The following is a 26,033-nucleotide window of genomic DNA, read 5'->3' on the forward strand; positions in this document are numbered from 1 at the left end:
CTTTCGCCTCGGCGATACCCGTCGCCAGGTTTGACGCCGATCATCACGACCCGGTTCCCCGCACCGTGCCGCACAAGATCCGCGGTGGCGCCGATCAGGATTTCGCCAGGTACTCCAGGCGTTCGGAGTCGACTGCGGCGTTCATCATCGCCGCCAGGCCCGGATTCCGGGTCAGCCCGGGATCGGCCTCGACCAGCCCGCGCGCCAGTTCCTGCGCCGCGGTGATGACCTCGAGATCGTCGAGCAGCGAGAGCAGGCGCAACGAGCGGGTGGTGCCCGACTGTGCGGCGCCGAGCACGTCGCCCTCCCGCCGCTGGCGCAGATCGAGGACCGACAGTTCGAAACCGTCGGTGGTGGCGGCGACGGCCTCGAGTCTGGTCATCGCCGGACCGCCCGGCGCGGCATCGGTGATCAGCAGGCACAGGCCCGGATGCGCGCCGCGACCGATACGACCGCGCAATTGGTGCAGCTGGCTCACGCCGAACCGGTCGGCGTCCACGATCACCATCACGGTCGCGTTCGGCACGTCCACCCCGACCTCGACCACGGTCGTGCAGACCAGCACATCGATATCGCCCGCGTTGAAATCACGCATCACCTGGTCTTTTTCGTCCGACGGCAACCGGCCGTGCAGCAGCCCGATCCGCAGTTGCGCCAGCGGCCCGGTGCGCAGACGTTCGAAGACATCGACCACCGCCTGGGTGGTGGGGGCTTCCTTCGCCAACTCCGCGTCCCGCGCCTTCGCACCGCGTTTACCGCTGCCCCCACCGTCCTCGTCCTCCCCGATCCGCGAACACACCACATAGGCCTGCCGCCCTTGGCCGACCTCCTCGGTGATGCGCTCCCACGCCCGGTCCACCCAGTTGGGGTGCACCCGGCGCGGCACTACCTTCGACGCGATCGGCGAACGCCCCCGGGGCAGTTCGGTGAGTGTGGAGGTCTCCAGATCGCCGAGGGTGGTCATGGCGATGGTGCGCGGGATCGGCGTGGCGGTCATCACCAGCAGGTGCGGCGAGAATCCCGATTTGGCCTTGGCGCGCAGGGCGTCGCGCTGCTCCACCCCGAAGCGGTGCTGTTCGTCGACCACCACCAGGCCGAGATCGAAGAATTCGACCGCGTCCTGGATCAGCGCGTGCGTGCCGATGACGATGCCGGCGTCCCCGGTCACCGCGGCGAGCAGTGCCGCCCGCTTGGTGGCGGCGGGCATCGAACCGGTCACCAACGTCACGCGGGTCGCGGTATCGGCGGCGCCCAGTTCACCGGCCCGGCCGAGTTCGCCCAGCATCGCTGTCAGCGAACGGTAGTGCTGGGCGGCGAGCACCTCGGTGGGGGCGAGCAGGGCACACTGCTGGTCGGCATCGATCACCTGCAGCATGGCGTGCAGCGCGACAATGGTCTTGCCCGAACCCACCTCGCCCTGCAACAACCGGTGCATGGGTTGTTCCCGGGACAGATCGGCCGATATCTCGGTCATGACCTGCCGCTGGCCCGCGGTGAGCTCGAACGGCAACTGCTCGTCGAAGGCGGCGACGATCCCGTCCGGGCGCAGCGGGCACACCCGGGCGGTCCGGCCCGACACCTCGTGCCGCCGTTCGGCGAGCACCAGTTGCAGCGCCAGCGCCTCGTCGAACCGGAGCCGCTCCCGCGCCCGCTCGATATCGGAGGTGTGCTCGGGCAGGTGGATCAGGCGCAGGGCGTCGCCCACCGGCATCAGTTCCCGCTCGTCGCGGACCTCTTCGGGCAGCGGGTCCGCGAGCGGATCGAGCTGGTCGAGCACCTGGCGGACACAGGCCAGGATCTCCCAGCTCTGCACTTTCGCGGTTGCTGGGTAGACCGGGATGAACTCGCGCTCGAAAAACGACATATCCACCCCGCCGGCGCCTTTCGCGCTCTGCGCGATCCCGCGCAGATCGCCCCCGCCGCGCACGGTGGTCAGCGTCGGCTCGTCCGCGTCCGGCTCCGGCAGGATCAGATAGCCGGGATGGCTGAGGTTCCACTGGCCGGGCCGCCAGTAGGTCACCGTGCCCGACATCATGGCCCGGGCACCCGGGCGCACCGCGTATTTCACCTTGTCGCCGTTGAAGAAGGTGACGTCCACACCTCGGCCGCCCCCGGTGTCGAGGACCACCTTGAGCAGTGACCCGCGCCGCTGCCGCATCGGCCGCAGATCGGCCTTGGTGACCCGGCCGATCACGGTGATGTGCGCGCCGTCCTCCGGCGCCTCCTCGGTGAGCGGCTGACCCTGGGTGGCATAGCGCAGCGGATAGTGCCGCAGCAGATCCTCGACGGTCTGCATATCGAACGCGTCCGCCAGCGAGGCGGCGGCTTTCGCGCCGAGCAGATGGTCGAGGCGGTCGCTCAGTGTCGCCATCGCGATACTCCTGTCACCGCCGCCCGCCGGGGCATCGCGGTCCGGCGGATACTCATTCCACTCCGATCTGTATCAGATCACCCTGCTGGCCTCCGGAATACACCGTGACCTCGACACCGGGGAATTCGTCACCGATATGCCCGGCGAGCCCGGCGGCGAGCCCGTCCGGCGCGCCCGCGCCGACCAGCAGGGTCACCAGTTCGCCGCCCAGCCCGAGCATCCGGTCCAGCAGAGTAGCTCCCGCGGCGTGGGTATCCCGGTCGATCACCACCACATCGTGCCCGACCAGGCCGAGTCCGTCGCCGGGCGCGCAGGTTCCGACCATGGTGAGCGCCCGTCCGCCCGCGCGGCGCAGCGCGCCCCAGCGCGTGGTCGCCGCCGCTTCGGACATGGCGAAGGCATCGTCCACGGCGAACCGCGACCGGTCGTGCACCGCGAGCGCGGCCAGGCCCTGGACCATGCTGGCACTGGGCAGCAGCAGCACATCCCGGCGCGCGTCCCGGGCCGCCGCGCCGACCGCCACCAGATCGTGTGCCGGGAGGGCACCGTTGGGCAGCACCAGCACCTCGCGGTGCGGCATCCGCCTGATGGCCGCGAGCAGCCCGGCCGATTCCAGAGCCGGCTCCGCGCTCAGCACCACCGCGCCGCCCGCCTCGAACAGCGCCGCCGCTCCGGCACCCGCGGCGACCGCGAGGACGCCGCGGTCGGCGACTCCGCCCATACGCCCGGAGGACGGCCGGGCGGCCCGGGCGTGGAGCTGCCGCATCTCCACGGCCGCGCGCTCCCCGACAGCGCCGGCGCGGGAGCCTGCCCAGCCGGAGAAGCCGGCCGCGGCAGGCTCGTGCGAACCCTCGGCCAACTGCTCGATCCGGATCGCGCGCAGGCTCCCCGCCGCGAGGCCCGCCTCCACTGCCGCGCCGGCATCCGCGCAGTGCACATGCGCCGACCAGCCGCCCGCGCCGTCGGCGGCCACCACCACCGAATCGCCCAGGCCGTCCAACCGCGCCCGCAGCGCGGCGATCCGCTCCTCGTCGGCGCCGGTGACGCGGTACATCACCTCGTATCCGGGTTGCCGGGCCGGTTCCCGCCGACCGGCGGGAACGCCGAACTCCGCGGCCCGGTACTCGTCCCGTACCGGCGTTTCTCCGGTGACCATCGTGACCATCGCGTCCAGCAACACCAGTAGCCCGCGCGCGCCCGCGTCCACGACCCCGGCGTCCCGCAGCACCGGGAGCTGATCGCGGGTCTCCGCCAGCGCCCGCGCCGCACCGTCTGCTCCGGCACGGGCCACCGCCGCCAGTCCGGGCTCGGCACAGTGGTGCGCGGCCGCACCGGCCCGGTCGAGCACCGTGAGGATGGTGCCCTCCACCGGCTCGCTCAGACTGACCCGTACCCGCGACGCCGCCCGCACGAGTGCGATCGGATAGGTCCGGCCGTCCAGTTCGGCGTCCACCGTCGCGTCCGCGAAACCGCGCAGTACCTGCGACAGGATGATCCCGGAGTTTCCGCGCGCCCCGGCCGTGGCGCCCCGCGCCAGCGCCGCGGCGACGCGATGGGCCGACTCCGGTTCCCCGGGGCCTGCGTCGGCATTACCGCCGGACTCCGGGAGGCCGTCCGCTTCCGCCACGGCCGCGCGCATGGTCGCCAGCAGATTGGTCCCGGTGTCGGAATCCGGCACCGGGAACACGTTGAGCGCGTCGATCTCCGCGCGCCGCTGCGCCAGGGCCGCCACACAGGTATGTCCCCAGGCCAGAAGGTCGGCCCCGCCCAGCCCGCCGCGCGCGGAACCGAGGGCGGGCGAACCGTCGCCGCCCTGCCGGGTTTCGGGCACCGCCACCTCGTTCCTGGTCGTCGGATTTCTCGACCGCCAGGTTAGCGGCCGCTTCCGACACCTCGAGCAGTGCCGGACCGTGTCTATCGGCCCCGGCTTCGGCGGGGCGGGTCAGGTCGGGGCCCTGTCCACCCCGGTTCTCCACTCCGCCGCTCAGTCGCCGCGATCCATCGCTCTGTCGCCCCGGAACCGGGGCGGGCCCCGACTCGCACGTGGGGCGGCTCACCCCGGTTTGGTGGATCACCAGGGGGCGGGCTAGTCTTGCAGGGTTGCCTGGCGCGGCCGTTCCCGGTCGGCGCTCGCCGTTGGTCATCGCATTCGCCGAAGATCGTCGGCAGGCATGACGACATTGATCAGGATCGACCGCCGTACCGGTGGCAGATCCCCCATGATGACATGAAGGAGTTCGCGACTATGGCTGCCGTCTGCGACGTCTGCGCCAAAGGCCCCGGCTTCGGTAAATCGGTCTCGCATTCGCACCGGCGCACCAACCGTCGCTGGAACCCGAATATCCAGACCGTGCGGGCGCAGGTCGCCCCGGGTAACACCCGCCGGATGAACGTGTGCACCTCCTGCCTGAAGGCGGGCAAGGTGGTCCGCGGCTGATACCGGGTACTCCGGCTTCATCCCACGGGCGCACAGCGCTTCGATAGACGACCTCGCCCCGGTTCCACGCAGGAACCGGGGCGAGGTCGTATTCGTATCCGACTGCGACGACTGCGAAGGAGTACCAGCACGAGCACGAACGCAGACCTCGCGAACGCCCCGGACGAATCGTGGTCGATCGTCCCGCTCGTGCCCGCACACGCTCGCGCCCTCGCAACCTGCCATATCGCGTGCTGGCGTGAGGCCTATCGCGGCTTGGTCCCCGACCATGTCCTGGACGCGTTCGACCTCGACCGCCGCGCCGCGAAATGGGAACGCATCGCCCGCGACCACCGCGGCCGGATCCTGGTCGCGGAATCGGGCGCGGAGATAGTCGGTTTCACCCAGTACGGCCCGCCCCGCGACGAGCCGGCCGTCGCGCAGCGGGAACTGAGCGCGATGTACGTCCGAGCCGGCTGCTACGGCACCGGGCTCGCGCACGCGCTGATCCGGGCCGTCCTCGAACCGGACCGCTCGTGTTCGCTCTGGGTTTTCGAGCGCAACCCCCGGGCCCGCGCTTTCTACGCCAAGTACGGATTCGTCCCCGACGGCGCCAGTCGTGCCGAACGGTTCGCCACGGCAACCGAGATCCGGATGATCCGGCGGCAGTAAGGTCTCGATCATGAGCACCGAAGCCGACTACGTCCACATCGACGACGGGGTCCTGGAGATCACGCTGTCCACCGCGGCCAAGGGGACCTCCCTGGATTTCGCCGGGGTCGCCGCGGGAACCGCCGCCCTGGCCGAGCTCTCCGCCGAGGTGGGCGCGGTCCTGCTCACCGGCGCGGGCCCGAATTTCTGCGCCGGGGGTGACGTCCGCGATTTCGCGGCGGCGCAGGATCGTTCCGCGCACCTGTACGAACTGGCCGATACCCTGCACGTTTTCGTCCGCGCCCTGGACAGCGCACCCGTCCCGGTCGTCGCCGCGGTGCACGGCTGGGCCGCCGGCGCCGGAATGAGCCTGGTCTGCGCGGCCGATATCGCGATCGGCGGTCCGGGGACCCGGATGCGCCCGGCCTATCCGGGAGTCGGGCTGAGCCCCGACGGGGGTATGTCGTGGACCCTGCCGCGGCTCGTGGGCGCGGCGAAGGCCCGGGAAATTCTGCTCACCGACGCGGTACTCGACGCGGCGGAGGCCCAGCGCCTCGGCATCCTGGCCCGGCTGACCGACAGCGACGAATCGGTCCGCGACAGCGCCCGCGACCTGGCGCGCACCTTGGCGCGGGGGCCGCGGGCCAGCTACACCTCCATCCGGACGCTGTTGAGCCGCTCCGCCACCGCGACACTGAGCCAACAGCTCGACGCCGAACGCGATGCGATGGGCACGGCCGCCGGAAGCCCGACCGGCCGTGAAGGTGTGGACGCCTTCCTCGCCAAACGCGCCCCGGACTATTCCGGACTGCGCTGACGACCGCGCAGCCGGTCGGTGCGGTATCGACCGGCGCCGGCGAGAGTCGGCCGGGGAACGAAGACCCGCGCATCCGGATGCAGGTCCTGATCCGCGAGCGATGAGCAATCCCGGACGGCTCAGTGAGCGCGAGTGACGAACTTCGCGACCGCCTCGGTGAAGGCATCGTTGTCGTCGCCGGCGGCGGTATGGGCCGCATTGCCGATCTCCACCAGTTCGGCGTGCGGAACCAGCTCCATGAATTCGGCGGCGCCCTCGGCGCTCACCACATCCGATTGCAGCCCGCGCACCAGCAGTACGGGAATGTCGAGTGCGCGGGCCGCGCCGTCGAGGGTGCGCGCCATATCATCGGGATCGGCGGATTTATCGCCGAGAATGCCCGGATCCCAGTGCCAGTACCAGCGACCTTCCCGTTTGCGCAGGTTGCGTAGCAGTCCTGAGTTGGATTTCGGCCGTGGCCGGTGCGGGAGATAGTCCGCGACCGCGTCCGCGGCTTCGTCGAGGCTGGCGAATCCGTCCGGATTCTTGCTCAGGAACGTGAGCACTCGGTTGACGCCTTCGGGCTCGGGTCGGGTGACGATATCCACCAGGACCAGTGCGGAGATCGCGTCGCCCCCCGGTGCGGCGGTGGCCAGCATCCCGGTGATCCCGCCCATACTGGCGCCGACCACGACCACGGGTCCACCGCCCAGCTGGTCCAGTACCGCGAGGACATCGCCGACCATGGCCTCGTAGCGGTAGTCGCGATCGAAGGCCCACTGGCTGTCGCCGTGCCCGCGCGCGTCCAGCGTGACCGCGCGGATTCCGGCGGCGCCGAGCTGTGCACCGGTCTGTTTCCAGGAGTGCCGGGTCTGGCCGCCACCGTGCAGGAACAGTACGGCGGGGCCGTCGGGCGGGCCGTACTGGTCCGCAACGAGCTCGATCCCGCCCGCGCCGCGTAACCGCAGCTGGACGGGATCGAGCAGATTGTTCGCATTACTCACGATTTTCAGCATCGCAAATAAGCGGGCGTTACGCCGTATGAACGGACAAATCAGCAGTCCAGGTCCATGGCGCTCAGGGTCCGCTGGAACAGGCAGGCGCCTTTGGCGTTCACCGAGGCGGAGATCGTCGACGACCCGGTCGACGTGAAGTCCTCGCCGATCGGTGCGGCGGGCTCGGTCACCGGACGCGCCGGTTCCAGAGTCAGCGGGGCCGCTCCGGCCGTCGCCCCGACCCCGCCCGACAGGGCGGCGCCCAGTGCGAGCGTGGCGGTGATGCCGCGCAGTTTCATGGTGTGCTCCTCACTTGTTTTTCATCAGACGACTGCTCAGGGCAGGCGCCAGTCCACGGGCTCCGCGCCGAGTTCGTCCAGTAGTTCATTGACCCGGGAGAACGGACGCGACCCGAAAAATCCTCGCGACGCCGACAATGGTGACGGATGCACGGACTCGATACTGGGCACCTCAGCCGCGGCCAGCACCGGTTTCAGCGACGCCGCGTCCCGGCCCCACAGCACCGCGACCAGCGGCTCGTCACGCGCCACCAGTGCGCTGATGGCCTGCTCGGTGACCTGTTCCCAACCCTTGCCGCGATGGGAAGCCGGTTTTCCGGGCATGACCGTCAACACCCGGTTCAGCATCAGCACACCCTGGCGCGACCAGGGACTCAGATCGCCGCAACTCGGTGTGGGATGTCCGAGATCCTTGGTGTACTCGGAAAAGATATTGGCCAGGCTGCGGGGCACCGGCGAAACATCGGGCGCCACCGAGAAGCTCAAACCCATCGGATGCCCGGGGGTGGGGTAGGGATCCTGACCGACGATCAGCACCCGGACAGCCTCGAACGGCTCCTGGAAAGCACGCAGCACGTTCTCCCCGGCGGGCAGATACCCGCGGCCCGCGGCGTTCTCGGAACGCAGGAATTCGCCCATCTCCGCAATGCGGTCGGCGACCGGATCCAGTGCTTTCGCCCAGCCCGGATCGATGATTTCCACGAGTGGTTTCGTGCCCATGACCGCACAACCTATCGTGAGTGGTGCGGTTTCGCCGAGTCCGTCCCGGAGAAGGCTTCCCAGCCCTGCGGACCCGGAAACCCCGCACCGTCGATAGTTACGCCCTGACCAGCCCCGATACTCCCGATCGGAGTCCACCCGGGGGGCGGCGTCGCTCCGGCGGGCCAGACGCCCGCGAATACGTGGTCCTCACCGCCGGTCAGAATCCATTGCCGCGCATCGACTTCCAGCCGAGCGGCGCACCGGTCCAGCGCGGGATCGCGCAATGCGGCATACCGCAGGTCGATCGCCACTCCGGACGCCTCGGCCAGATGCCCGAGATCGGCGAGCAGCCCGTCGGAGATATCCGTGAGCGCGTCCGGTACGCAATCGCCGGCCATGGCCTCGCGTACCAGGTCGTAGCGCGGCCGCGGCGCACGATGCGCGGCCACCGCCGCGGCGGATGCTTCCGCGCTCGGTCCGGCGCCCACCGGGTGTGCGCCCGAGAGCATCGCGTACCCGGCCGCCGACCAGCCGGGCTGCCCGGCGACGGCGACGGTTCCGCCCGGTCGCGCGCCCGACCTGGTCACCGGCCGCTCGCCCAGGGGGTCGCCGAAGGCGGTCACCGAGATCACCAACTGCGGGCTGCGCACGATATCCCCGCCGGCGACCGATCCGCCCGACCGCGCCGCTTCCGCCCAGAACCCGTCCGCGAGTTCGGTCACGAAATCCACCGGGGTCCGGTCGGGAAGCCCGAGGCCCACCACATAGCCGGCCGGTTCGGCGCCCATCGCGTAGATATCCGCCGCGTTCTGGGCGATCGCCTTGCGGCCGATATCGCCGGGACCCGACCAGTCGAGCCGGAAATGCCGGTCCTCGATCAACATATCGGTGCTCACCACATAGCGCCCCCGCGCGGCCGTCAGTACCGCCGCGTCGTCACCGGGTCCGAGCACTACCGCGGGACCCTGGTCCCGGCCTGCGTTGATCTGTTCGATGAGGGCGAATTCGCCCAGGTCGCGCACTGTCGGTCCGGTGCTGATCGTGAGACCTTCCTCACTCGATTCTCGTACCGGCCGGTTGTCCACCGGCGGGCGGGACGCCGCTCCCGGGCGGCGTGATGCGCCGACGACTCCGTGCCGCTTCGGACGACTCCGGACCCGCGGTCCGCGAGCGTCCGGCCGGTACGCCGGCGCTCCCGGCCCTGACGGTACCCTGTGGCCGGTGACCAGGCACGGCGGCCGGGCGCTCGACCGCACCGCATCCGCCGTGCGCACGCGCTGACGAAAGGACCGCCGAGGATGCCGGGGACATCGCCGGATCAGGACACCGATACCCCGGACAGCACCGAATCGGAGCGCACGCCGTATCCGCCCGCACTGATCGCGACCGCGGTGGCACTGCCCATCGCGCTGTTGATCGGTGTGGTGGTCGCGGCGGTGGTCGCGCTGCGCAGCCCGGTCGATCGCGAACCGCTGGCGCTCGGGCCGATCCCCGCTCCGGCGGCGACCGGCACCGCCTGCGCCACCTTGATACCCGCGCTGCCCGCCGACCTGGGTGACCGCACCCGGTCGACGCTGGTCGATCCGGTGCCGCCGGCCACGGTGGCCTGGCAGCTGCCCGAGGGCGGCGAACCGATCGTGTTGCGTTGCGGCCTGGACCGTCCCCTGGAATTCGACCGCGCCTCCACGTTGCAGATCGTCAACGGTGTGCAGTGGTTCGAGGTCCGCGACGACGCCGCCGCGACCGCCACCTGGTTCGCGGTCGACCGCGAAACCTATATCGCTCTCACCGTTCCCGACGGTTCCGGTCCCACATCGCTGCAGGCGGTATCGGACACCATCACGGCGCAACTGCCCGCACAGCCGATCGATCCGGGCGAACTGCCGAACTGAACGCCGGTCAGCGCAACCCGATACCGCGCGCCAGCGCCGTATCCACGAGGGTGGTCAGCAGTTCCCCGTACTCGATCCCGGTCTCGTGCCACATCCGCGGGTACATCGAGATCGGGGTGAACCCGGGCATGGTGTTGATCTCGTTGATCACCGGACCGTCGTCGGTGACGAAGAAGTCGACCCGGGCCAGCCCCTGGCAGTCCAGGGCGCGGAAGGCGCGCACCGCCATCGCCCGGACCTCGTCGGAGATCTCGTCGTCGAGCTTGGCCGGCACATCGAATTCGCAGACGTCGTCGAGGTATTTGGTATCGAAATCGTAGAACGCGGGTCCGGGCGTCTCACCGGCGTCGGCGTCGGCCAGGTCCTCGGGCATCTTGATCTCGGCGAGCACGCTGGCCTCCACCCGGCCGTCCGGGAATTCCAGCACCCCGCATTCGACCTCGCGGCCCACGATGCCCGCCTCGACGATCACCTTCGGATCGTGCGCGCGCGCGGCGGCGACGGCGGCGTCGAGATCCGCCCAGTCGGCGACCTTGGTGATGCCGATCGACGAACCGCCACGGGCCGGTTTCACGAACACCGGCAGCCCCAGCCGGTCCCGGTCCCCGGGCGCCACGGTGGCGGTCCCCGGACGCAGCACCACCTGCACGCCGACCGGCAGCCCGTCGGCGGCGAGGAGTTTCTTGGTGAATTCCTTGTCCATTCCGGCGGCGCTCGCCAGCACTCCGGGGCCCACGTACGGGATTCCGGCCAGTTCCAGCATTCCCTGCACGGTGCCGTCCTCGCCGAACGCTCCGTGCAGCACCGGGAACACCACGTCGACGGCTTCGAGCGTGGTGCGCGGATCGTCGAGGGCGACCAATGTTCCGGCCCGGCTCGGATCAGCGGCCAGGATCAGTTCGGTGCCGCCGCCGGTGACCGACGGCAGGGTGCGGTCGTGCCGGGCGAGCTCGGCCGCGTCGCCACCGGCCAGCATCCAGGTGCCCTCCGGGCTGATCCCGATCGGCACCGCCTCGAAACGCGCCGAATCGAGGTTCCGCAGCACCGCACCGGCCGATACACAGGACACGGTGTGCTCGTTGCTACGTCCGCCGAAGACCACGGCCACCCTGATCCGGTTCATGTCCGAACCGTACCCTGCCGGAGCGCTCGGTAACCGTGGCGGACCGCCCGTGCGGCTATTCGGATTTGATCCGGCGGCCGAGAAGTTTCTCCACCGCCGACTGCACCGCCAGCCCCTCGTGGCACACCTGGTGTACGGCCTCGGTGAGCGGCATCTCCACATTGTTCGCCGTGGCCAGCGCCCGGACCGACGCACAGGACTTCACGCCCTCGGCGACCTGCCCGTGCGTCGCCTCCTGCGCGGCCTGCATGGACCCGCCGCTTCCCAGGACCTGGCCGAAGGACCGGTTCCGCGACAGCGGCGAGGTACAGGTGGCGATCAGGTCGCCGACTCCGGCCAGCCCGGCCAGGGTCACCGGTTCGGCGCCCAGCGCGACGCCGAGCCGGATGATCTCGGCGAGCCCCCGGGTCATCAGGCCGGCCAGCGAATTGTCGCCGAATCCCATGCCGGAGGCGATCCCGCAGGCCAGGGCGATGACGTTCTTGCAGGCCCCGCCGAGTTCACAGCCGATCACATCGGTGTTGGTGTAGGGCCGGAAGTATCCGGTCACGCAAGCCTGTTGCACCGCGACGGCCCGATCGGCGTCGACGCAGCCGATCACCGTGGCCGCGGGCTGCCCGGCGGCGATCTCCTTGGCGAGATTGGGACCCGACAGCACCGCGATGCGCTCCGGTTCGACGCCGCCCACCTCGGCGATCACCTCACTCATCCGCAGCAGCGTGCCGTTCTCGATACCCTTGGCCAGACTCAGCAGCGTGGCGTCGGCGCCGATGGCCGGCGCCCAGATCTTCAGATTCGCGCGCAACGATTGCGAGGGCACTGCCAGGACAACGATATCGGCGCCGTCCAGGGCGCGCGCGTAATCGTCGGTGGCCGCCACCGGAGGCAGCTGTACCCCCGGCAGGTAATACGGATTGCGATGGTCGGTGGCCAGTGCCTCGGCGACCTCGGGCCGGCGGGCCCAGATCGTCACCTCGGTCCCGGCGTCCGCCAACACCTTCCCGAATGCCGTTCCCCACGATCCCGCACCCAGTACCGCCGCCCTCGTCATCAGCCCAATATGCCATGACAGGATGGGGTCATGTGCCCGCACACCGTGCACGCCGTTATCGCGGTGAAGACCCTGGAGAGCGCCAAGAGCCGGCTGGCCGGGGTGCTGGCCCCGCCACAGCGGTCGCGGCTGGTATTGGCCATGCTGACCGACACCGTGCGGGCGGCCCGCGCGGTTCCGGCGATCGCCTCGATCACGGTCGTCACACCCGATCCCGTGGTGGCCCGCGCGACCCGCGCGCTCGGAGCCGTGGTGCATCCGGAGCCGCGCAACGCCACCGCCGACCCGGACGGCCTCAATGCCGCCCTGTCCGCGGCCGCGGCGGCGCTGCGGGCCCGGCACGGCGCGGTCGGTTTGCTGGCTCTGCAGGCGGATCTGCCGGCGTTGCGCACAGCCGAGTTGTCCGCGGTGCTGGCGGCCGCACCCATGGACACCCCCGCCCTCGTAGCCGATCACGTGGGTACCGGCACGGCGGCGCTGCTGGCGCCGGCGGGTGTCGGATTGCGGCCGCGATTCGGCCCGGACTCGGCCCGCCACCACTACGAGGACGGGGCGTTGCCTCTGCACGGCGACTGGCCGGGCCTGCGCCACGACGTCGACACTCCGGGCGATCTGGCGGCGATCCAGGAGCTGGGGGCGGGCGAGGACACCGCCGCCCTGCTGGACGAACTGGGCTGGCCACATCAGGTTCGGGCCGCCGTCACCCAGGTGTGCTGACCGCACCCCCGCGTTCGCTCCGGCCGGGCCCGGTCGGTGGACGGCCTTCGCCGGCTGGACCAATAGGCGGTCGCCACCGCGTGAACTCGAGATAACAGTCGCCTACGGCATATGCACGGTGGCCGGTTCGTAAGGAATGATCGTAGGCGTGAGCGATACGGAAACCGTCAAGCAGCAGCAGGTGCTCCCCACCCCGCCTCCGGCCGCCACTCAGATCCCCGCCGGCGGGGACACACCCCGTTTGCCAGCCGATCGCTACCTCAACCGGGAGTTGAGCTGGCTCGACTTCAACGCCAGAGTCCTGGCCCTCGCCGAGGACAGTTCGCTGCCGTTGCTGGAACGCGCCAAATTCCTGGCCATCTTCGCCTCGAACCTGGACGAGTTCTACATGGTCCGCGTCGCCGGGCTCAAACGCCGGGCCGAGACGGGGCTTTCGGTCCGTTCCGCCGACGGACGGTCGCCGAACGAACAACTGGCGCTCATCGCGGCCCGCAGCCAGGATCTCGCGGTCCGCCACGCCGAGGTGTTCCTCACCGAAGTACTGCCCGCGCTCACCGCCGACGACATCGAGATCATCGATTGGGACGATCTCGACGAGGCCGACCGGGAACGACTGTCGGCGCACTTCCAGGACCAGGTCTTCCCCGTGCTGACACCGCTCGCGGTGGACCCGGCCCACCCGTTCCCCTACATCAGCGGGCTCAGCTTGAATCTCGCTGTCACCGTCCAGGACGAGACCACCGGCGGCGAGCATTTCGCACGGGTGAAGGTACCCGACAATGTCGACCGCTTCGTCCGGGTACGCCGGCAAGGGCCCGGTAACGGCGGCGCGATCGCCGCGTTCCTGCCGATGGAGGCTTTGATCGCGGCGCATCTCGAGCAGTTGTTTCCCGGGATGACCGTGGTGGAGCACCATTCGTTCCGGATCACCCGCAATGCCGATTTCGAGGTCGACGAGGATCGGGACGAGGATCTGCTGCAGGCCCTCGAACGTGAACTCGCCCGCCGCCGGTTCGGTTCGCCGGTCCGGCTCGAGGTCTCCGACGATATGACCGAGCACATGCTCGATCTGCTCCTGCGCGAGCTCGAGGTCGATCCCGCCGACGTCATCCAGGTGCCGGGCCTGCTGGATCTGTCCTGCCTGTGGCAGGTGTACGGGGTGGACCGCCCGAAACTCAAGGACGCCCCGTATGTGCCGGCCACCCCACCCGCCTTCGGCGAACGGGAGACACCGCGCAATGTGTTCCAGGCACTGCGCGAAGGCGACGTACTGGTGCATCACCCCTACGATTCCTTCTCCACCAGCGTGCAGCGATTCATCGAACAGGCCGCGGCCGATCCGCAAGTGCTGGCCATCAAGCAGACCCTGTACCGCACCTCCGGCGATTCGCCCATCGTGAACGCGCTCATCGATGCCGCCGAGGCGGGCAAACAGGTGGTGGCCCTGGTCGAGATCAAGGCCCGCTTCGACGAGCAGGCCAACATCAAATGGGCCCGCACGCTGGAACAAGCGGGCGTCCATGTGGTCTACGGCCTGGTCGGGCTGAAAACCCATTGCAAAACCTGCCTGGTGGTGCGCCGGGAGGGCTCCACCATCCGCCGCTATTGCCATATCGGCACCGGCAATTACAACCCGAAAACCGCACGCCTGTACGAGGACGTGGGATTGCTCACCGCGGCGCCCGAAATCGGCGCCGATCTCACCGACCTGTTCAATTCGCTCACCGGCTACTCCCGCAAATCCGATTACCGCAATCTGCTGGTCGCCCCGCAGGGTATCCGGGCCGGGATCATCGCCCGGATCGAACGGGAGATCGAATCGGCCCGCTCGGGCGCCGAAGCCGGGATCCGGTTGAAGGCCAACGCGCTGGTCGACGAACAGATCATCGACGCGCTCTATCGCGCGTCCCAGGCCGGGGTGCCGGTCCGCATCGTGGTGCGAAGCATCTGCGGATTACGGGCGGGCATCCCCGGGATGAGCGAGAACATCGAGGTGCGGTCGATTCTGGGCCGGGTCCTGGAGCATTCCCGCGTCCTGAACTTCCGGGCCCAGGACGAGTTCTGGATCGGCAGCGCCGATATGATGCATCGCAATCTGGACCGCCGGGTGGAGGTCATGGCCCAGGTGAAGGATCCGAGATTGACCGAACGGCTCGACGAGATCTTCGAATCCGCCCTGCACCCGATGACGCGCTGCTGGATCCTGGACCCCGACGGCAATTGGAAATCCAGCCCCGACCGGGCCGGAACCGGACCCGACGGCGACGGTATCGAAGTCCGTGATCACCAGGTGGCACTCATGCGCCTTCGCCGCCCGGATCAGCAGTGAACGGGACGCATACCCCGCCGAACTATCCGGATCCCCGGACATCAGCCAATATCCACGCGGCAGGCACCGTGTTGTGGCGGCACGCGCCCGGTTCGGTGGGCAGTGTGGAGATCGCGGTGATCCGCCGCCCCAAATACCAGGATTGGTCGCTGGCCAAGGGCAAACTCGACCCCGGTGAGACACCGGTGCTCGCCGCGGCCCGGGAAACCCAGGAGGAGACCGGGCTGCGACCCCGGCTGGGCCGCTACCTCGGCAAAGTCACCTACCCGATCACCGGGCACCGCAAGATGAAACGGGTCGACTACTGGGCCGCCCAGGTCGTCGACGGGGAATTCAGCGCCAACAGCGAAGTCGACGAACTCGTCTGGTGCCCGCTGAGCACGGTGATGTCGGAGCTGTCGTACCCGATGGACCGGCAGATCGTGCGCGCGTTCACCAAACTGCCCGCCGATACCCACACGCTGCTCGTGGTACGCCATGCCAAGGCGGGGCGCCGGGACCGCTTCAAAGGACCCGACGAGCAGCGCCCGCTCGAATCGGCCGGCCACCGGCAGGCGCTCGCGCTGGTGCCGAATCTGCTGGCGTTCGGGGCACAAGAGGTCTATTCGGCCGAACCGGTGCGTTGTGTACAGACGGTGGCGCCACTGGCCGAGGAACTCGGCGGCGAGGTCGAGATCGAACCACTGCTGGGCGATATCGGTTACGCCGCCGATCCGGAGAAGGCGCGGGACCGGATCCGGTCGCTCGCCTCGGCACGAGCGGTCCGGGTGCTGTGCAGCCAGGGCGATACCATTCCCGACCTCGTCCGCTGGTGGGCGGACCGGGACGGAATGCGATTGTCACCCGCGCGGACCCGCAAAGGGTCGGTCTGGGTGCTGTCGTTCGCGGGCGACCGACTGGTCGCCGCCGATCATCTCGACCGATCGCTATCGGTCGATACCGCACCGGCGGTCACCGGATAGGACGCGGAACCGGACCTCGGGCAGGGTGAAACGGTTACGCCCCCGGGGGTCGCCCGGGGGCTTGTCCGTCCGGCGTTCGGGTTGTCGGAAAGTCGCGAGTCGCCGGGCCGAGCCTCGACCCGCCTCGTTCGTCGACGAGGACCGATCGGGGTCTCGAGCCGTCCCTGGGTGCGGGGCCCGCACCCGGAATCCGGCGGGGTCGTGCAGTGCGGCGTGCCGCAGGGCGGGCCGGGCACACGGGATCCGGTGGGATCCCTCCTGAATTCTGTGCGCCACCGGCCGCCGGGCTCGCGGGTCAGCGAGCCCTTTTGGCGGTTTTCTTGGCCGGAGTCCGCTTCGCGGCGGTGGTCTTCTTCGCCGTGGCCTTTGCGGCCGTGGTCTTCTTGGCAGCAGTCTTCTTGGCCGTGGCCTTGGTTGCCGTGGCCTTGGCGGTGGTCTTCTTGGCCACCGTCTTGCGAGCCGCTGTCTTGGCCGCTGTCTTCTTCGCGGCGGTGCTCTTGGCAGGTGCCTTCGTGGCGGTCTTGCGAGCCGTTGTTTTGGCGGGCGCCTTCGTGGCGGTCTTCTTGGCGGCTTTCTTTGCCGTTGTCTTCTTGGCGGCTTTCTTGGCCGCCACAGGAGCATTGACACCGCGTTTCACCGCGGGGCCTGTTGCCGCGAGCTTCTGTTTACCCGCGATAACCGCCTTGAACTGGGCGCCGGGCCGGAACGCCGGCACCGAAGTGGGCTTCACCTTGACGGTTTCCCCGGTACGCGGATTCCGCGCGACCCGGGCTGCCCTCTTACGCTGTTCGAACACACCGAATCCGGTGATGGTGACGCTCTGCCCTTTGTGTACCGCGCGCACGATCGTGTCGACCACATGCTCGACTGCCGCGGTGGCCGTGCGCCTGTCAGTACCCAACTTTTCGGTCAGAACGTCGATCAGTTCCGCCTTGTTCATTGAATCCTCCGCAGACTAATGGCCCGTCGTCGGACCGACTAGGTACCACGGTAAACCCACATTGGGCAAGAGTCTATGTGCCACGCCAAAATTCATGTGGTCTAGCACACGCACAGCTACCACGACATCTGAGCCGCGGCTAACGGGCCGAGAAGATTACGCCTGCGAAATAGGTTCCGGCAGGGTCTTTGGTTTCCAACCCGGCCTTGCCTTTTCGAACTCGGCGATCACATCGCTACGTCGCAGCGTCAGACCGATGTCGTCCAAACCTTCCAACAGGCGCCACCTGGTGTAGTCGTCAATATCGAACGGCAACACGATGGTTCCTGCGGTCACCGTGCGCGCCCGGAGGTCCACAACCAATTCCAGTCCGGGCTGTTCGTCGAGCAACTTCCAGAGCATTTCGACATCATTCTGTGACATTCGCGCGGCGAGTAGACCACCCTTGCCCGCATTACCGCGGAAGATGTCCGCGAAACGTGAAGAGATAACTACCCGAAAGCCATAGTCCATGAGCGCCCAGACTGCGTGCTCACGGGAAGATCCGGTGCCGAAATCGGGCCCCGCCACGAGGACGGTGCCGTGCTTGTACGGCTCAGTGTTCAGAATGAAGTCCTCGTCACCGCGCCAGGCGGCGAACAGGCCGTCTTCGAATCCCGTTCGAGTGACGCGCTTCAGATAGACGGCCGGGATGATCTGATCGGTGTCGACATTGGACCTGCGCAGCGGAACACCGATCCCCTTGTGCACGGTGAAGGCTTCCATCGTATTTCTCCTGATTCGGCGATAAGGGCGTTCGTAATGGGCGAAGGGCTCAGTTCAGGTCGGTCGGCGCCGACAGTGTGCCGCGGACCGCGGTCGCCGCGGCGACCAGCGGCGATACCAGATGGGTGCGGCCGCCCTTGCCCTGCCGGCCCTCGAAGTTCCGGTTGGAGGTGGAAGCACAGCGCTGCCCCGGTTCGAGCTGATCGGGGTTCATCCCCAGGCACATAGAGCATCCGGCCTGCCGCCACTCGGCCCCGGCCGCGGTGAAGATCTCGCCGAGCCCCTCGGCGTCGGCCTGCGCCCGCACCCGCATCGAGCCCGGCACCACCAGCATCCGCACGCTATCGGCGACCTTGCGGCCCTTCAGGACCCCCGCCACCGCCCGCAGATCCTCGATCCGGCCGTTGGTGCAGGAGCCGACGAATACGGTGTCCACCGTGACCTCACGCAACGGCATCCCCGGGGTCAAATCCATATAGCGCAGCGCTTTCTCCGCGGATTCACGCGCGGTCTCGTCGGCGATCTGCGCCGGATCCGGGACGTTCGCGCCCAGCGGCAGCCCTTGGCCCGGATTGGTTCCCCAAGTGACGAACGGGGTCAGCGCGCTCGCGTCGATCCGCACTTCACGGTCGAAAACAGCGTCGTCGTCGGTCTTCAGCGCCTCCCAGGCGCCGACCGCGGCGTCCCACTCCGCGCCCTGCGGGGCGTGCGTGCGGCCTTTCAGGAACTCGTAGGTGGTTTCGTCCGGTGCGATCATTCCGGCCCGGGCCCCGGCTTCGATCGACATATTGCAGACGGTCATCCGCGCTTCCATCGACATATTCCGAATGGCCTCACCGCGATACTCGAGCACATATCCTTGGCCGCCGCCGGTGCCGATTTCGGCGATTACCGCCAGAATGAGGTCTTTGCTGGTGACTCCCGGAGGCAACACACCGTCCACGGTGATCGCCATGGTCTTGAAAGGTTGCAGCGAAAGAGTCTGCGTCGCCAGCACGTGTTCGACCTCACTGGTGCCGATTCCCATGGCCAGTGCCCCGAAAGCGCCGTGTGTGGAGGTGTGACTGTCCCCACACACCACGGTGGTGCCGGGTTGGGTCAACCCCAGCTGGGGACCGACCACATGGACGATGCCCTGTTCGACATCGCCCATCGGATGCAGCCGGACTCCGAATTCGGCGCAATTGCGCCGCAGCGTTTCCACCTGGGTCCGCGACACGGGGTCCGCGATCGGTTTGTCGATATCGACGGTCGGGACATTGTGGTCCTCGGTCGCGATGGTCAGATCGGGGCGGCGCACCGGACGACCGGCCGCACGCAGACCGTCGAAGGCCTGGGGGCTGGTCACCTCGTGCACGAGATGCAGATCGATGTAGATCAGATCGGGTTCGCGCGCCTCACCCTCGCCTTCGCCGCGGGCGACGACGTGCTGTTCCCATACCTTCTCGGCCAGCGTACGTGGCATTGTCTCGGTCACCTTTCGGGCTCGGCATCCGCGGGACTCGCCCGGCATCGGATACACGCTAGCTGGAATCGTTCACCCCTCATCCTGGACCCCACCTGGGCTGTTCGTGATGGCATCTCAGAATGCAGGACGCTAATATCGTTCTATGAGACAGCATAGCGGTATCGGCGTCCTGGACAAAGCGGTGGCAGTGTTGTATGCGGTCGCCGAGCGGCCCTGCGGTCTCAACGAGTTGTGCGAACGGACCGGCCTGCCCCGGGCGACCGCCCACCGGCTCGCGGTGGGTTTGGAGACACATCGCTTGCTGGCCCGGGACTCCGGCGGCGCCTGGCGCCCCGGCCCCGCGCTCGCCGAACTCGCCGTCGGCGCCGCCGATCCATTGCTCGAGGCCGCCGGCTCCATCCTGCCCCGCCTCCGCGAGATCACCGGCGAAAGTGTGCAGCTGTACTGCCGCGACGGCAACGAACGGGTCTGCGTCGCCGCTCTGGAACCCCCCGCCGGATTGCGGGATACCGTGCCGATCGGCTCCCGCCTGCCGTTGACGGCGGGCTCAGCAGCCAAGGTCCTGCTCGCCTGGGCCGATCCCGACCTGCAGCGCATCGTGCTCGACGACGCGATGTTCACCGACCGCACACTCGCCGAAGTCCGCAAACGCGGCTGGGCACAGAGTGCCGGCGAACGCGCGGCCGGTGTCGCGAGCGTCTCGGCGCCCGTCCGCGATCAGCAGGGCGCGGTGGTCGCGGCCGTCTCCGTATCGGGTCCGATCGATCGAATGGGCCGCCGTCCGGGCGCCCGCTGGGCGGCGGATCTGGTCGCGGCGGCCGATGCGCTGCACCGTCGACTCTGAGCAGCGGGCAGATGCCGTCACTTATGGTTGGCCCATGGGAGTGAACCAACGGTCGCAGATCGTGATGACCGATACCGAGATCACCGATTTCCTCACCCGCAGCCGTGTCGCCACACTGGCAACCCTCGGAGCGGACGGCAAACCACACCTGACCGCCATGTGGTATGCGCTGATCACCGATCCGGAGCGGCCCGACGCGATTCCCGAGCTGTGGTTCGAGACCAAGGGCAAATCCCAGAAAGCGGTCAACCTGCGCCGCGACGCCACGGTCACCACCATGGTGGAGGCCGGGAAAACCTACGACACCCTCCGCGGAGTGTCGATCGAAGGCCGCGCCGAGGTCATCGATGACGCCGAGAAACTGTTCGCCGTCGGCGTCAGCGTGTGGGAGCGCTACACCGGGCCCTACACCGACGATATGCGCCAGTATGTCGAGGGCATGCTGCACAAACGCGTAGCCGTCCGCATCGTCCCCGAACGCATTCGTAGCTGGGATCACCGCAAACTGGGTCTGCCCGCCATGCCCCTGGGCGGCTCCACCGCCAACGCCTTGGACGACTGATCGCTCTCGGGTGCCGTCCCGCCGGCGGCACCCGGGCCCGCGTAACGGACATGCAGCGATGCCCGGATCAGCCGGTCCCGAAGCGCCTCACAACACGCAGCGCCCGAACTCCGAGCGGCCCGGGTAGCTGGTAACGACCCGCCGCCCGCCGTGCCGCGAATACTGCGGCCGGACCGATCACCGACGATGAGCGGATCCGCGCCGGTCATCGATGGGCACCTGCCTTCGACCCACGGGCACCACCGGATCGGTGACGGCGCAGCCGATCCAGAGATCGCCCGGTTCTGTCATAGGCGATCCGGGATCGCCGAGAGCAGGACCGCGCGCCACGCCCACAGCCGCCTGCCAATCGCTCGCCCAGGCGATGGACCCGACACCTCTTCAGCCCCTCGGAGACTCAGCCCCTCGGAGACTCGGAGATGTACCGCTGAACCCACGATTCCGCCGCGCTGTCGACCATCGACAGCCCCCACGCCCCAGACGGCGGGCTTGTCCAGGCATGAACAAGAACAACCACCGGGCACATCCTTCGCCGCAATGCCGAAAGCACAGCTCGAGGACCGTTCCTACCGCCCCGTCGCCGACCGCCATCGTTGCGCCGGCACAGCACTGACCACAAAGCGGCTCACCAGCCAACGGCAGGAACCCGGCCCGGTCCGTCACCCGATTCGAAACCTGCCCGGTGATCAGGTGATCAAGACGCAGATCACACAGCAGACCGCCCCACCTACCCGAATCCCGCCCACAACGAGGGGTCCAGGGGCGCAGCCCCGGCATCACCCCGAATGGTGAGCATTACGCAAAGGGGTCCAGGGGCGCAGCCCCGGCATCACCCCGGACTGTCTCCAGTCCACCAAGGGGGGTCCAGGGGGCGCCGAGCCCGCCTGGGCGGGGTGGGGGGGTTGCACCCCCGCAAGACATTGCGAATCAGCAAAGGCTCATGCTCTCCATGAGCATGAGCCTGTCAGCTGAGTAGCCCCGACGGGATTTGAACCCGCGCTACCGCCTTGAGAGGGCGGCGTCCTAGGCCGCTAGACGACGGGGCCAGGACTTGTGATCAACCCCTGGCTGGAGTGGATCGTGGATCTCTCGATCCGAAGCTCGATCAGCGTAACCGACCGGGCGGCGGCGACCAAATCGCCTGGATATTCGTTCCGTACCGCATCTGGACGATGAAGCTGAGAGCGATCTCCGCTGGGGTACCAGGACTCGAACCTAGAATGGCTGAACCAGAATCAGCTGTGTTGCCAATTACACCATACCCCAATGACCTGGGCTTTCGGTTGCATCGCTGGCTGCGGTGGCACCGTCGTTCCGGCCGAGAAAGAGAGTACCAAACTGCTCCGGGGAAACTACAAATCGCCTGGTCACACGGCCCCATCAGATAGGTAACGGTTGCCGCGGGGCCGCCGACGGCCCGTCTTCGACGCCGGAGGGGCCGGGGCCGCACCGCCGTCCTCGGCGGCGGCCCCGTGCCACCCGCGTTCACTCGGCCGGGGCCACCCACTCCCGCCCCGCGCGCAGCCGCTGCATGGTGAGCTCACGGCCAAGCAGTTCCATCGATTCGTAGAGCGGCGGACTGATATGCGAACCGGTGACCGACACTCGCACCGGCGCGAATGCCTTCCGTGGTTTCAATTCCAATCCATCGATGAGCGCCGATTTCAATGCGTTCTCGATCTCGGCGGCGGTCCAGGAGGTGATCGGTTCGAGCGCGGTAATTGCCGCATCCAATACCGGGACGGCGTCCGGACCCAAATTCTTCTTACCCGCGGCGGGGTCCACGGTGAACTCTTCCACCGGTGCCAAGAGGAATCGCAAAAGTCCCCATGCGTCGTCCAGGACGACAATGCGCGTCTGCACCAGATCCGCGGCGGCGGCGAAAACCTTCTCGTCTATTCCACCGTCCACATATCCGCGCCGTACAAAAAATTCGCGCAACCGTCCGGCAAAATCAGCCGGTTCCAGCAAACGGATGTGCTCGGCGTTGATCGCATCGGCCTTCTTCTGATCGAAGCGGGCCGGATTCGAATTCACTTTCGATATGTCGAAGGCTGCGACCATCTCGTCCATGGAGAACACGTCGTGGTCGTCGGCGATGCTCCAGCCGAGCAGTGCGAGGTAATTCAGGAGCCCTTCGGGGATGAATCCGCGGTCGCGGTGAACGAAGAGGTCGGCCTCCGGATCGCGCTTGGAGAGCTTCTTGTTCCCTGGGCCCATGACGAACGGCAGATGGCCGAATTCGGGGGTGAAATCGCTGACCCCGATACGCTGCAGCGCGGCATGCAGAGCGATTTGACGCGGTGTCGACGAGAGCAGATCTTCGCCGCGGAGAACGTGGGTTATCCGCATAGTGGCGTCGTCTACCGGATTAACCAGCGTATAAAGCGGGTCGCCGGTGCCGCGGGTGAGCGCGTAATCCGGGACGACGCCGGCCTTGAACGTGGTTTCGCCACGCACCAGGTCGTGCCAGGTGATGTCGGTGTCGGGCATTCGCAACCGGACCACGGCGCCGCGGCCGGCGGCCTTGTATTCCGCGATCTGCTCGGCCGTCAGATCGCGATCGTAATTGTCGTACCCGAGTTTCGGATCACGTCCGGCGGCCCGGTGGCGCGCTTCGACTTCCTCTGGCGTGGAAAAGGATTCGTACGCCTCACCGGCTTCGAGAAGTCTGCCGACGATGTCCCGGTGGATTTCGCGGCGCTGCGACTGCCGGTACGGCGCATAGGGTCCGCCGATTTCCGGGCCCTCGTCCCAATCGAGCCCGAGCCAGCGTAGTGCGTCCAGCAGCGCCTGGTAGGACTCTTCGGAATCCCTTGCAGCGTCGGTGTCTTCGATCCGGAAGACGAACGCACCGCCGTGCTGACGGGCGTACACCCAGTTGAACAGTGCGGTGCGGATGAGCCCGACATGCGGTGTCCCGGTGGGTGACGGGCAGAAACGGACCCGTACGTTTGTCATATCCCTCTTTCGTTCAGCGTTTCGCGGCAACAGGATTGGTCAGCGTGCCGATACCGGAGACGGTGACCGAGACGGTCTGCCCGTCCTTCATCGGACCGACGCCTTCGGGGGTTCCGGTGAGGATCACGTCACCGGGGAGCAGGGTCATGACCCGGGTCACCCATTCGATGATATCCGGGATGTCGTGCAGCAGTAGCGATGTGGTGCTGCGCTGGCGCACCTCACCGTCGAGTTCCGTGGTGATCTCGAGGTCCGCCGGATCGAGCTCGGTTTCGATCCAGGGGCCCAGCGGGCAGAATGTGTCGTATCCCTTGGCCCGGGTCCACTGCCCGTCCTGGGCCTGCTGGTCGCGGGCCGTCACGTCGTTGGCGACGGTGTAGCCCAGGATGACGTCCTTGGCGCGAGCGGCGGGGACGTCTTTGCAGGGTCGGCCGATGACCACCGCCAACTCGCCCTCGAAATCGACGCGGGAGGAGCTGGGCGGCAGGACGATCGGAATCGAGGGACCGATGATGGAGGTGTTCGGTTTTATGAAGATCACCGGTTCGGCCGGCGCCTCACCGCCGAACTCGGCGGCGTGCGCCGCGTAGTTCTTACCGATACAGATCACCTTGCTGGCCAGGATGGGGGCGAGCAGACGGACATCGGCCACCGGCCAGCTGCGGCCGGTGAACGTCGGGGTGCCGAAGGGGTGCTCGGCTATTTCCTTGGCGTTCTCGCCCTCGATGGCGACGAACGCGACCCCGTCGGGACTGGCAACTCGACCTAGACGCATGGTCGGAGTCTATCCAGCCGGATCCACCAGCCCGAATGCGCCCGACCGGTCGGTCCGACCGGTGGTGACAACCGCGATACCAGTTGCGGCATCTCCTGCCCTGAGGTGTACCGTACGGACTGAAGTTCAAACTTTGAGATTAGTATCTCATATATTGAGATAGCTCGTTCCGAGATGGGGAACTATGGCACCCAGTTCACCGGCGGCCGCTCCGATCGCCGCACACAGCAGGCAGATATCCCCCGCCCACCGCTGGCTCATGCTCGTGTTCGGCGTTTTCGCCCAGACCACCAGCGCGATCTTCGTCCACGGGGTGCCCTTCCTGCTGCCCGCGCTCACCGCCGGCGGTATGCCGCTGCCCACCGCCGGCCTGCTCGTGGCCATGCCGACGGTCGGCCTGTGCTGCACGCTCATCGCCTGGGGCTACCTGGTCGACCGGGTCGGTGAACGTATAGCCCTGGTCACCGGTCCGCTGATCATGTGCGCGGCCGGGACGGCCGCCGCCTTCACCACGAGCTACCCCGTACTCGGGGTCCTGCTGTTCCTGGGCGGGGTCGGCGCCGCCAGCACCAACGGCGCCAGCGGCCGGGTGATCGTCGGCTGGTTCCCGCCCGACCGGCGCGGACTGGCCATGGGTATCCGGCAGACCGGCCAGCCCATCGGAGTCGGGATCGCCGCGATGTCCATACCGCTGGTCGCGGACAAGTTCGGTGTGGCGCCCGCGCTCGCCGTGCCCGCCGTACTGGCCGGACTGGCCGCGGTGAGCTGCCTGCTGGGCATCATCGACCCGCCCCGCCCGGCGCGGGCACAAGCCGCCGGCGCCAACCCCTATCGGGGCAGCAGCACCCTGTGGCGCATCCACGGCGTCTCGATCCTGCTGGTCGTCCCGCAGGCCACCGTCTGGACCTTCGCCCTGCTCTGGCTGCATCGCGACCTGGGCTGGTCGCTGGCCGTGGCCGGAGCGCTGGTCACCGCCACCCAGGTGCTCGGCGCACTGGGCCGGATCGGAGCGGGCGCCTGGTCCGATCACGTCGGCAGCCGGATGGGCCCGCTGCGCCAGGTCGCGATCGCCGCGGTCGCCACGATGTCCCTGCTGGCACTGACGGCCTGGACGCAATGGTGGTGGGCGGCCGTGCCGCTGCTGGTCATCGCGTCGGTGGTCACGGTCTCCGACAACGGACTGGCGTTCACCGCCATCGCCGAACGGGCCGGACCTTTCTGGAGCGGCCGTGGGTTGGGCATCCAGAACACCGGTCAGAACCTCATGGTCGCCGCGGTGCCGCCGGTATTCGGCGTATTGATCACCGCGACCGGTTTCCCCGCCGTCTACCTGGCGGCAGCAGCCCTGGCCGCGGTGGCGATTCCCTTGGTCCCGGTCGCCTCGGAAAACCCCTGAAGGGACTCGGGACCACCA

23 protein-coding genes and 2 tRNA genes are annotated in these 26,033 nt (G+C 68.3%); 10 read left to right on the forward strand and 15 right to left on the reverse strand.

Going from position 1 to position 26,033, the window contains the following annotated elements:
- Positions 1–94: 94 nt before the first annotated feature.
- Complete coding sequence (gene recG, locus OG804_RS14250) at positions 95–2,371, reverse strand: ATP-dependent DNA helicase RecG (RefSeq protein ID WP_328397670.1); 2,277 nt, start codon at positions 2,369–2,371, stop codon at positions 95–97.
- A 52-nt stretch (positions 2,372–2,423) separates the two neighbouring features.
- Positions 2,424–4,142 carry a DAK2 domain-containing protein gene (locus tag OG804_RS14255; RefSeq protein ID WP_328398402.1) on the reverse strand — a complete coding sequence of 573 codons (1,719 nt, stop codon included), beginning with the start codon at positions 4,140–4,142 and terminating at the stop codon, positions 2,424–2,426.
- 474 nt (positions 4,143–4,616) lie between these two features.
- Between OG804_RS14255 and rpmB the strand changes: the two genes are divergently transcribed.
- The 3 genes from rpmB (at position 4,617) to OG804_RS14270 (ending at position 6,255) form a co-directional block, all read left to right on the forward strand.
- Positions 4,617–4,808, forward strand: coding sequence for a 50S ribosomal protein L28 (rpmB, locus tag OG804_RS14260; protein WP_011210730.1), 192 nt, complete (start codon positions 4,617–4,619; stop codon positions 4,806–4,808).
- A 189-nt stretch (positions 4,809–4,997) separates the two neighbouring features.
- Complete coding sequence (locus tag OG804_RS14265; protein ID WP_328397672.1) at positions 4,998–5,459, forward strand: GNAT family N-acetyltransferase; 462 nt, start codon at positions 4,998–5,000, stop codon at positions 5,457–5,459.
- A 10-nt stretch (positions 5,460–5,469) separates the two neighbouring features.
- Entirely contained in the window at positions 5,470–6,255 is a 786-nt protein-coding gene (locus tag OG804_RS14270; protein ID WP_328397674.1) for an enoyl-CoA hydratase/isomerase family protein, read from the forward strand.
- A gap of 119 nt (positions 6,256–6,374) precedes the next feature.
- On the opposite strand, the gene OG804_RS14275 is transcribed toward OG804_RS14270, so the two are convergent.
- From OG804_RS14275 to OG804_RS14290, 4 genes are read right to left on the reverse strand one after another with little or no spacing between them, the layout of a single operon-like run.
- Entirely contained in the window at positions 6,375–7,238 is an 864-nt protein-coding gene (locus OG804_RS14275) for an alpha/beta fold hydrolase (RefSeq protein WP_328397676.1), read from the reverse strand.
- 50 nt (positions 7,239–7,288) lie between these two features.
- A complete protein-coding gene (locus OG804_RS14280) occupies positions 7,289–7,528 on the reverse strand; it encodes a hypothetical protein (protein ID WP_328397678.1) in 240 nt (79 codons plus the stop codon).
- Positions 7,529–7,564: 36 nt separating this feature from the next.
- Positions 7,565–8,248 carry a uracil-DNA glycosylase gene (locus OG804_RS14285; RefSeq protein WP_328397680.1) on the reverse strand — a complete coding sequence of 228 codons (684 nt, stop codon included), beginning with the start codon at positions 8,246–8,248 and terminating at the stop codon, positions 7,565–7,567.
- Between the two features lie 11 nt (positions 8,249–8,259).
- A complete protein-coding gene (locus tag OG804_RS14290) occupies positions 8,260–9,315 on the reverse strand; it encodes a thiamine-phosphate kinase (RefSeq protein WP_328397682.1) in 1,056 nt (351 codons plus the stop codon).
- Between the two features lie 213 nt (positions 9,316–9,528).
- Here OG804_RS14290 and OG804_RS14295 point away from each other — a divergent pair, with 213 nt between their 5' ends.
- Positions 9,529–10,122, forward strand: a complete 594-nt coding sequence (locus OG804_RS14295) for a DUF3515 domain-containing protein (RefSeq protein ID WP_328397684.1) — start codon at positions 9,529–9,531, stop codon at positions 10,120–10,122.
- 7 nt (positions 10,123–10,129) lie between these two features.
- Here OG804_RS14295 and OG804_RS14300 read toward each other — a convergent pair whose 3' ends face one another.
- Both OG804_RS14300 and OG804_RS14305 read right to left on the reverse strand, forming a co-directional pair.
- The gene (locus OG804_RS14300; protein ID WP_328397686.1) at positions 10,130–11,245 is read right to left on the reverse strand and encodes a D-alanine--D-alanine ligase family protein; all 1,116 of its coding nucleotides are present in this window, start codon (positions 11,243–11,245) and stop codon (positions 10,130–10,132) included.
- Between the two features lie 55 nt (positions 11,246–11,300).
- Positions 11,301–12,296, reverse strand: a complete 996-nt coding sequence (locus OG804_RS14305) for an NAD(P)H-dependent glycerol-3-phosphate dehydrogenase (protein ID WP_328397688.1) — start codon at positions 12,294–12,296, stop codon at positions 11,301–11,303.
- 30 nt (positions 12,297–12,326) lie between these two features.
- Between OG804_RS14305 and cofC the strand changes: the two genes are divergently transcribed.
- The 3 genes from cofC to OG804_RS14320 all read left to right on the forward strand — a co-directional run bounded on the left by cofC (position 12,327) and on the right by OG804_RS14320 (position 16,304).
- Positions 12,327–13,013, forward strand: a complete 687-nt coding sequence (gene cofC / locus OG804_RS14310; protein WP_328397690.1) for a 2-phospho-L-lactate guanylyltransferase — start codon at positions 12,327–12,329, stop codon at positions 13,011–13,013.
- 136 nt (positions 13,014–13,149) lie between these two features.
- On the forward strand, positions 13,150–15,342 hold the full coding sequence (locus OG804_RS14315; protein WP_328397693.1) for an RNA degradosome polyphosphate kinase: 2,193 nt from the start codon (positions 13,150–13,152) through the stop codon (positions 15,340–15,342).
- A complete protein-coding gene (locus OG804_RS14320; RefSeq protein ID WP_328397695.1) occupies positions 15,339–16,304 on the forward strand; it encodes an NUDIX hydrolase in 966 nt (321 codons plus the stop codon). Before OG804_RS14315 ends, OG804_RS14320 begins: the two co-directional genes overlap by 4 nt.
- A 295-nt stretch (positions 16,305–16,599) precedes the next feature.
- Here OG804_RS14320 and OG804_RS14325 read toward each other — a convergent pair whose 3' ends face one another.
- The 3 genes from OG804_RS14325 to leuC all read right to left on the reverse strand — a co-directional run bounded on the left by OG804_RS14325 (position 16,600) and on the right by leuC (position 19,474).
- The gene (locus OG804_RS14325; protein WP_328397697.1) at positions 16,600–17,244 is read right to left on the reverse strand and encodes an HU family DNA-binding protein; all 645 of its coding nucleotides are present in this window, start codon (positions 17,242–17,244) and stop codon (positions 16,600–16,602) included.
- Between the two features lie 156 nt (positions 17,245–17,400).
- Complete coding sequence (leuD, locus tag OG804_RS14330) at positions 17,401–18,009, reverse strand: 3-isopropylmalate dehydratase small subunit (RefSeq protein ID WP_328397699.1); 609 nt, start codon at positions 18,007–18,009, stop codon at positions 17,401–17,403.
- Positions 18,010–18,058: 49 nt separating this feature from the next.
- Positions 18,059–19,474, reverse strand: a complete 1,416-nt coding sequence (gene leuC / locus OG804_RS14335; RefSeq protein ID WP_328397701.1) for a 3-isopropylmalate dehydratase large subunit — start codon at positions 19,472–19,474, stop codon at positions 18,059–18,061.
- A 145-nt stretch (positions 19,475–19,619) separates the two neighbouring features.
- On the opposite strand from leuC, the gene OG804_RS14340 reads away from it, so the two are divergent.
- Together OG804_RS14340 and OG804_RS14345 are read left to right on the forward strand one after the other, a co-directional pair.
- The gene (locus OG804_RS14340; protein ID WP_328397703.1) at positions 19,620–20,321 is read left to right on the forward strand and encodes an IclR family transcriptional regulator; all 702 of its coding nucleotides are present in this window, start codon (positions 19,620–19,622) and stop codon (positions 20,319–20,321) included.
- 34 nt (positions 20,322–20,355) lie between these two features.
- Positions 20,356–20,883: a pyridoxamine 5'-phosphate oxidase family protein gene (locus OG804_RS14345; protein ID WP_328397706.1), complete on the forward strand. Its 528-nt coding sequence runs from the start codon at positions 20,356–20,358 to the stop codon at positions 20,881–20,883.
- Between the two features lie 973 nt (positions 20,884–21,856).
- On the opposite strand, the gene OG804_RS14350 is transcribed toward OG804_RS14345, so the two are convergent.
- The 4 genes from OG804_RS14350 to OG804_RS14365 form a co-directional block, all read right to left on the reverse strand.
- Positions 21,857–21,929, reverse strand: a tRNA-Glu gene (locus tag OG804_RS14350).
- Positions 21,930–22,077: 148 nt separating this feature from the next.
- A tRNA-Gln gene (locus OG804_RS14355) sits at positions 22,078–22,149 on the reverse strand.
- A gap of 219 nt (positions 22,150–22,368) precedes the next feature.
- Positions 22,369–23,844: a glutamate--tRNA ligase gene (gltX, locus tag OG804_RS14360; protein WP_328397708.1), complete on the reverse strand. Its 1,476-nt coding sequence runs from the start codon at positions 23,842–23,844 to the stop codon at positions 22,369–22,371.
- 13 nt (positions 23,845–23,857) lie between these two features.
- Positions 23,858–24,619, reverse strand: coding sequence for a fumarylacetoacetate hydrolase family protein (locus OG804_RS14365; protein ID WP_328397710.1), 762 nt, complete (start codon positions 24,617–24,619; stop codon positions 23,858–23,860).
- A 184-nt stretch (positions 24,620–24,803) separates the two neighbouring features.
- Between OG804_RS14365 and OG804_RS14370 the strand changes: the two genes are divergently transcribed.
- Positions 24,804–26,015: an MFS transporter gene (locus tag OG804_RS14370; RefSeq protein WP_328397712.1), complete on the forward strand. Its 1,212-nt coding sequence runs from the start codon at positions 24,804–24,806 to the stop codon at positions 26,013–26,015.
- Positions 26,016–26,033: the final 18 nt, after the last annotated feature.

The sequence above is a fragment of the Nocardia sp. NBC_00416 genome, from assembly GCF_036032445.1.
Taxonomy (GTDB): Bacteria; Actinomycetota; Actinomycetes; order Mycobacteriales; family Mycobacteriaceae; genus Nocardia.

What these genes read in the sequence shown, in the direction of transcription:
- OG804_RS14315 (WP_328397693.1), top strand. Translation starts at nt 13,150, where the DNA reads ATGATCGTAGGCGTGAGCGATACGGAAACCGTCAAGCAGCAGCAGGTG.
- leuD (WP_328397699.1), bottom strand. Translation starts at nt 18,009, where the DNA reads ATGGAAGCCTTCACCGTGCACAAGGGGATCGGTGTTCCGCTGCGCAGG.
- OG804_RS14370 (WP_328397712.1), top strand. Translation starts at nt 24,804, where the DNA reads ATGGCACCCAGTTCACCGGCGGCCGCTCCGATCGCCGCACACAGCAGG.
- leuC (WP_328397701.1), bottom strand. Translation starts at nt 19,474, where the DNA reads ATGCCACGTACGCTGGCCGAGAAGGTATGGGAACAGCACGTCGTCGCC.
- recG (WP_328397670.1), bottom strand. Translation starts at nt 2,371, where the DNA reads ATGGCGACACTGAGCGACCGCCTCGACCATCTGCTCGGCGCGAAAGCC.
- OG804_RS14345 (WP_328397706.1), top strand. Translation starts at nt 20,356, where the DNA reads ATGGGAGTGAACCAACGGTCGCAGATCGTGATGACCGATACCGAGATC.
- OG804_RS14270 (WP_328397674.1), top strand. Translation starts at nt 5,470, where the DNA reads ATGAGCACCGAAGCCGACTACGTCCACATCGACGACGGGGTCCTGGAG.
- OG804_RS14365 (WP_328397710.1), bottom strand. Translation starts at nt 24,619, where the DNA reads ATGCGTCTAGGTCGAGTTGCCAGTCCCGACGGGGTCGCGTTCGTCGCC.
- OG804_RS14340 (WP_328397703.1), top strand. Translation starts at nt 19,620, where the DNA reads ATGAGACAGCATAGCGGTATCGGCGTCCTGGACAAAGCGGTGGCAGTG.
- OG804_RS14325 (WP_328397697.1), bottom strand. Translation starts at nt 17,244, where the DNA reads ATGAACAAGGCGGAACTGATCGACGTTCTGACCGAAAAGTTGGGTACT.
- cofC (WP_328397690.1), top strand. Translation starts at nt 12,327, where the DNA reads ATGTGCCCGCACACCGTGCACGCCGTTATCGCGGTGAAGACCCTGGAG.
- OG804_RS14295 (WP_328397684.1), top strand. Translation starts at nt 9,529, where the DNA reads ATGCCGGGGACATCGCCGGATCAGGACACCGATACCCCGGACAGCACC.
- OG804_RS14300 (WP_328397686.1), bottom strand. Translation starts at nt 11,245, where the DNA reads ATGAACCGGATCAGGGTGGCCGTGGTCTTCGGCGGACGTAGCAACGAG.
- OG804_RS14305 (WP_328397688.1), bottom strand. Translation starts at nt 12,296, where the DNA reads ATGACGAGGGCGGCGGTACTGGGTGCGGGATCGTGGGGAACGGCATTC.
- gltX (WP_328397708.1), bottom strand. Translation starts at nt 23,844, where the DNA reads ATGACAAACGTACGGGTCCGTTTCTGCCCGTCACCCACCGGGACACCG.
- rpmB (WP_011210730.1), top strand. Translation starts at nt 4,617, where the DNA reads ATGGCTGCCGTCTGCGACGTCTGCGCCAAAGGCCCCGGCTTCGGTAAA.
- OG804_RS14285 (WP_328397680.1), bottom strand. Translation starts at nt 8,248, where the DNA reads ATGGGCACGAAACCACTCGTGGAAATCATCGATCCGGGCTGGGCGAAA.
- OG804_RS14280 (WP_328397678.1), bottom strand. Translation starts at nt 7,528, where the DNA reads ATGAAACTGCGCGGCATCACCGCCACGCTCGCACTGGGCGCCGCCCTG.